Raw genomic sequence first — 5,575 nt, forward strand, 5'->3', positions numbered from 1 at the left:
CCTGCGCGCCGCCGTCGAAGCGGGGACCGGCCTCACCGGATGGCACGGCGGCATCGCCGACTCGTTCCGCGCGTCCTCGGACTACCTGCAGCTCGTGGGCGGCCAGTTCGCGACGCATCCCGCCGTGGGCCCGGGAGTCGAGCGCGCGGAGGGCGAGGAGAACTACCGCGACTACGTCGTCGAGCTCACCGAGCTCGGCCGGCGGCATCCCATCACGGAAGGCCTCGACGACTTCAGCCTGCGCACCGAGCAGTACTGGGTGCTCTTCGACGAACTCAACGACGTGCTCGCGACGACGACCCACCCGGTGCAGCCGTACCACCCTTGGCACCGCCCGATCGTGTCGCCCGCGGTGTGGACCCGCGAGTGGGGCGCCGGCCGCGTCTTCGTGTCGACGCCCGGCCATAGCGTCGACGTGCTGCAGGACGACAACGTGCGCACGATCATCCAGCGCGGACTCCTGTGGGCGGCGCGATGAGCGGCGTGCAGCCGACCGCCGTCGGCATCGTCGGCCTCGGGGTGATCTCGGGCCAGTACCTCACGACGCTCGCCGACGCGGCCGGCGTCCGCATCGCCGCCGTCGCCGACCTCGACACCGCGCGGGCGCAGGCGGCGGCGGACGGGCTTGCCGGCTGCCGTGCGCTCTCGACCGACGAGCTGCTCGCCGACGACGGCATCCAGGTCGTGCTCAACCTCACCATCCCCGCCGCGCACGCCGATGTCGCGCTCGCCGCCATCGCGCACGGCAAGGACGTCTACGGTGAGAAGCCGCTGGCGGCGACGTTCGCCGACGCGGTGCGCGTGATGGATGCCGCCACCGCCGCCGGCGTGCGCGTCGGTGGTGCTCCCGACACGGTGCTCGGCACGGGCGTGCAGACGGCGCGTGCGGCGATCGACGACGGACGCATCGGCCAGCCGGTGTCGGCATCGGCCATGTGGGTCTCTGCCGGTCACGAGTCGTGGCATCCGCAGCCCGACTTCTACTATCGCGAGGGCGGCGGACCGCTGCTCGACATGGGCCCGTACTACGTCACCTCGCTCGTGCAGCTGCTGGGGCCCGTCACCGCGGTGTCGGGAGCCGGATCCCGATCGCGCGACACGCGCGTGATCGGCTCGGGGCCGCGCGCCGGGGAGCGGATCCCGGTCGAGGTCGACACGCACCTGACCGGCATCCTGCACCATGCGTCGGGCGCGATCTCGACCGTCACGATGAGCTTCGACGGCGTGCGCTCCACGGCCGAGCCGATCGAGGTGCACGGCGTCGACGGCTCGCTCGTCGTCCCCGACCCGAACGGCTTCGCCGGCGACGTCCGCCTGCATGAGCGGGGCGGCGAGTGGCAGACCCTCGAGCCGTGGGCGGGCTACGTCGACGCCGGCCGCGGCATCGGGCTCGTCGACCTGGCGCGGGCCTCGGCCGACGGCGCCGACGGCCGCGCGAGCGGGGCCATGGCCCTCCACGTGCTGGAGATCATGACAGCGCTCGCCGCATCCGCGGCCTCCGGCATCCGCGAACCGCTCCGCACCACCGTGGAGCGCCCCCCGCTCGTCCCCCTGACCCCCACCTCGACCTGGAGAAACCTGTGAGCACCGCCCGCGCCGTCATCGACCTCGACGTTCCCGGCGACGTCATCAGCCGACACCTGTACGGGCACTTCGCCGAGCACCTCGGCCGCTGCATCTACGGCGGCTTCTGGGTCGGCGAGGACTCGCCCCTCCCCAACGTCCGCGGCATCCGCTCGGACGTCGTCGAGGCGCTGCGCGCTCTCGGCATCCCCAACCTGCGCTGGCCCGGCGGCTGCTTCGCCGACGACTACCACTGGCGCGACGGCATCGGCCCGCGCGAGAGCCGTCCGACGATGGTGAACACCCACTGGGGCGATGTCGTCGAGAACAACCACTTCGGCACGCACGAGTTCATGGACCTGTGCGATCTGCTCGGCGCCGACGCGTACGTCAACGGCAACGTCGGCAGCGGCACCGTCCGCGAGATGAGCGAGTGGGTGGAGTACCTCACCCGCGACGGGGACTCGCCGATGGCGCGCCTGCGCCGCGAGAACGGTCGCGACGAGCCGTGGAAGGTGCCGTTCTGGGGCATCGGCAACGAGGCGTGGGGCTGCGGCGGCAACATGACCGCCCAGCAGTACGCGCTCGAGGCGCGCCGGTACGGCACCTACTGCCGCAACCACGGCGGCAACGAGCTGTACCGCATCGCGGCCGGAGCGTCGGACGACGACACCGCGTGGACGCGCGCGCTCATGGAATCGCTCGGATGCCTCACCTGCGGGTCGAACCCGACCCCGGTGTTCCAGGGCGTGTCGTTCCACTACTACTCGCACGCCGGCGGCGGCATCAACACCGAGTCGGCCACGTCGTTCACCGACGACGAGTTCTACGGGACCATGCGCAAGGCCTTGGACGTCGAGCGGGTGATCCGCCGCCACGAGGCCGTCATGGACTCGTACGACCCCGACCGCAAGGTGGGCCTGATCCTCGACGAGTGGGGCACCTGGTGGAACGTCGAACCCGGGACGAACCCCGGATTCCTGTTCCAGCAGAACACCGTGCGCGACGCGCTCGTGGCCGCCGTGCACTTCGACGCGTTCCACCGGCACGCCGGGCGGCTGAAGATGGCGAACATCGCGCAGACCCTCAACGTGCTGCAGGCGATGATCCTCACCGACGACTCCGGTGCGATGGTGCTCACGCCGACCTACCACGTGTTCGAGATGAACCGCGGCCACCACGACGCGACGGCGCTGGCCGCCCACGTGCTGTCGGCGCCGACTGCGGCCGACGACGTGCCTGGCCTCTCGGTGTCGGCCTCGACGCGCGACGACGGCGCTCTGGTGTCGCTGTCGAACCTGTCGCTGGACGCCGCGCTCGAGGTGCGGGTCGACCTGCGCGGTCGTGGTGCGTCCGTGCGCCGCGCCCGCGTGCTGACGGGGACGGATGCCGCCGCCCACAACACTCCCGAGACGCCCGACGCCGTGGCGCCCGTCGAACTGGAGACCTCGCTCGAGGCCGGTGTGCTGTCGGTCACGCTGCCGCCGCATTCGTTCGCGACGGTCGAGCTCGATCTGGCGTAGGTCTCCGCGGCGCGGGCCCGATCACGGGAACGCCGAAACGCCGAGGGCCGAGGATCCATCCGGATCCTCGGCCCTCGGCGTCCGGGGGTCTGAGCGTCAGCGGGGCTCGCGCACCAGGGGTGAGACGACGGCCGTGGCGACCCGGGGGGAGTCCGCCGTGAGCGCGTGGATCGTGCCGGTGAGCTCGATCCCCGTCTCGGCCTCGCGGTCGGCGCACGACGCGCCGACCCACAGCTCGATCGCGCCCGGCTCGACGATGCGGCGGCCGTTGCGACCCGTGAACGCGAGCCGTGTGGCGGGCACGTCGAACGTGACCACCGCGGACTCGCCGGGCTCCAGCGACACCCGCTGGTACGCGAGCAGCTGGGCGACGGGACGCGTGACCGAGGCGAAGACGTCGCGCGCGTAGAGCTGCACGACATCCGTGCCCGCGCGGTCGCCCGTGTTCGACACCCGCACTCTCGCGACGACCGTCCCGTCGGTCGGTGCATCCGCGGCGTCGAGGTCCTCGTGCGCGAAGGTCGTGTACGTCAGTCCGTGGCCGAAGGGGAGCGCGGGCGTGTTGTCGGCACTCGTGACCTCGGTCGGGCCGCCCAGCACGGGGTGCAGGTACGTGTACGGCTGCGCGCCCGCCGAGCGCGGGAGCGACACCGGCAGCCTCCCAGAGGGCGCGCTCGCACCCGACAGGATGCGCGCGATCGCGGGGCCGCCCTCTTCGCCCGGGAAGAACGCCTGGATCACGGCGCCGGCGGCCGACGGGCCCTCCAGCATCCATCCGATCGCATACGGCCGGCCCGAGACGACCACCACCGCGGTCGGGGTGCCCGTCGCGACGACCGCCTCCACGAGGGCGCGCTGGGCGCCGGGCAGCTCGAGGTCGTCGACGTCGTTGCCCTCGCCGACGGTTCCGCGGCCGAACAGTCCGGCACGGTCGCCGACGACGACGATCGCCACCTCGGCGTTCGCGGCGGCCTCGGCGGCCGCAGCGATGCCGGAGGGATCGGGGTCCTCGACGTCGCAGCCGCGTTCGAGCACGATCGAGGCCTGGGCCAGCTCGGCCCGCAGCGCCTCGGCGATCGTCGGGATCTCGAATCCCAGCGGCGTCCCCGGGTGGTGCGCGAGCACGTGGTTCGCGAACGAGTAGCAGCCCATGAGCGACTCGGCCGCGTCGGCGTTCGGGCCGATCAGCGCGACCGTCCGGGGCGCGGCGAGGGGCAGCATCCCATCGTTGCTCAGCAGAACGATCGATTCCTCGGCCGACCGGCGGGCGAGCTCGCGCAGCTCGGGGCTGTCGAGCGACACCTCGGTCGGGGGCGTCGAGTCGTCATCGTCGAGGAGGCCGAGCTCCTCCTTCTGGGAGAGGACGCGGAGCACGGCGCGGTCGACGTCGGCCAGGCCGTGCGGGTCGTCCGCCAGACGCTCGCGGAGGGGACCGACGAAGGCGTCCCCGGTGGGAAGCTCGATGTCGATGCCCGCGCGCAGTGCGAGCTGCGCCGCCTCGCCGAGGTCGGCCGCGACGCCGTGCAGCGCGTGGAGGAACGCGACCGCGAAGTAGTCCGCGACGACGGTGCCGTCGAAGCCCCATTCCTCGCGCAGGAGCGACGTGAGCAGGTCGGGGTTCGAGGCGACGGGCACCCCGTCGATCTCGGCGTACGAGTTCATGACCGACCGCACGCCGCCGTCGCGGACCGCCATCTCGAACGGCGGCAGGACGACGTCCTGCAGCCGGCGCAGTCCCATGTGGACGGGAGCGTGGTTGCGCCCGGCCTGCGACGCCGAATAGCCCGCGAAGTGCTTCAGCGTGGCGTGCACACCGGTGGACTGCAGGCCCCGCACGTAGGCGGTGCCGATCGTGCCCACGACATACGGGTCCTCGGCGATGCACTCGTCGACACGCCCCCAGCGGGGGTCCGTCACGACGTCGAGCACGGGTGCGAGCCCCTGATGGATGCCGAGCTCGGCCATCGAGCGGCCGATGGCGGCGCCGATCTGCTCGGTCAGTTCGGGATCGAAGGCGGCGCCCCAGGCCAGCGGAGTGGGGAAGGTCGCGGCCTTCCAGGCGGCGAGGCCCGTCAGGCACTCCTCGTGCACGATCGCCCCGATGCCCAGGCGCGAGCGCTCGCGCAGGCGTCGCTGCTCGTCCCACAGCCAGGCCGCCCGCTCGACGGGGTCGACCGGGCGCGTCCCGTACACCCGGGTCAGGTGCCCGATCCCGTGCACGGTCGCCTCGTCGTAGCCGGTGGAGTTCACCATCTCGCCCGCCATGGGCGCGACGACCTCGTCGCCCTGGTCGACCCAGTAGCCGACGAGCTGCGCGAGCTTCTCGTCGAGCGTCATCTGGGCGTGCAGAGCCCGCACCCGCTCCGAGACGGCGGGCAGATCCACCCCGCTCATCCCTTGACCGCCCCGGTGAGGCCGCCGACGATGCGGCGCTCGAACAGGCTGAAGAAGGCGAGCGCGGGGATCATCGACAGCGACGTGAACGCCAG

At 72.4% G+C, this 5,575-nt stretch carries 4 protein-coding genes and 1 pseudogene; 3 read left to right on the plus strand and 2 right to left on the minus strand.

Annotated features, from left to right (window positions below; translation table 11 throughout):
- The 3 genes from ACTHNQ_RS11655 to ACTHNQ_RS11665 all read left to right on the plus strand — a co-directional run.
- Positions 1-478: ThuA domain-containing protein (locus ACTHNQ_RS11655; RefSeq protein ID WP_440333563.1), on the plus strand; the 478-nt coding region annotated here is incomplete at its 5' end.
- Positions 475-1,584, plus strand: a complete 1,110-nt coding sequence (locus ACTHNQ_RS11660) for a Gfo/Idh/MocA family protein (RefSeq protein ID WP_440333565.1) — start codon at positions 475-477, stop codon at positions 1,582-1,584. The genes ACTHNQ_RS11655 and ACTHNQ_RS11660, both read left to right, overlap by 4 nt.
- Positions 1,581-3,086, plus strand: a complete 1,506-nt coding sequence (locus tag ACTHNQ_RS11665) for an alpha-N-arabinofuranosidase (RefSeq protein WP_440333567.1) — start codon at positions 1,581-1,583, stop codon at positions 3,084-3,086. Before ACTHNQ_RS11660 ends, ACTHNQ_RS11665 begins: the two co-directional genes overlap by 4 nt.
- Before the next feature lie 96 nt (positions 3,087-3,182).
- On the opposite strand, the gene ACTHNQ_RS11670 is transcribed toward ACTHNQ_RS11665, so the two are convergent.
- Entirely contained in the window at positions 3,183-5,423 is a 2,241-nt protein-coding gene (locus ACTHNQ_RS11670) for a glycoside hydrolase family 3 N-terminal domain-containing protein (protein WP_440333569.1), read from the minus strand.
- A 53-nt stretch (positions 5,424-5,476) separates the two neighbouring features.
- Positions 5,477-5,575: pseudogene (locus ACTHNQ_RS11675) on the minus strand (carbohydrate ABC transporter permease); the annotation flags it as partial.

The sequence above is a fragment of the Microbacterium sp. genome, from assembly GCF_051953575.1.
Lineage (GTDB): Bacteria > Actinomycetota > Actinomycetes > Actinomycetales > Microbacteriaceae > Microbacterium.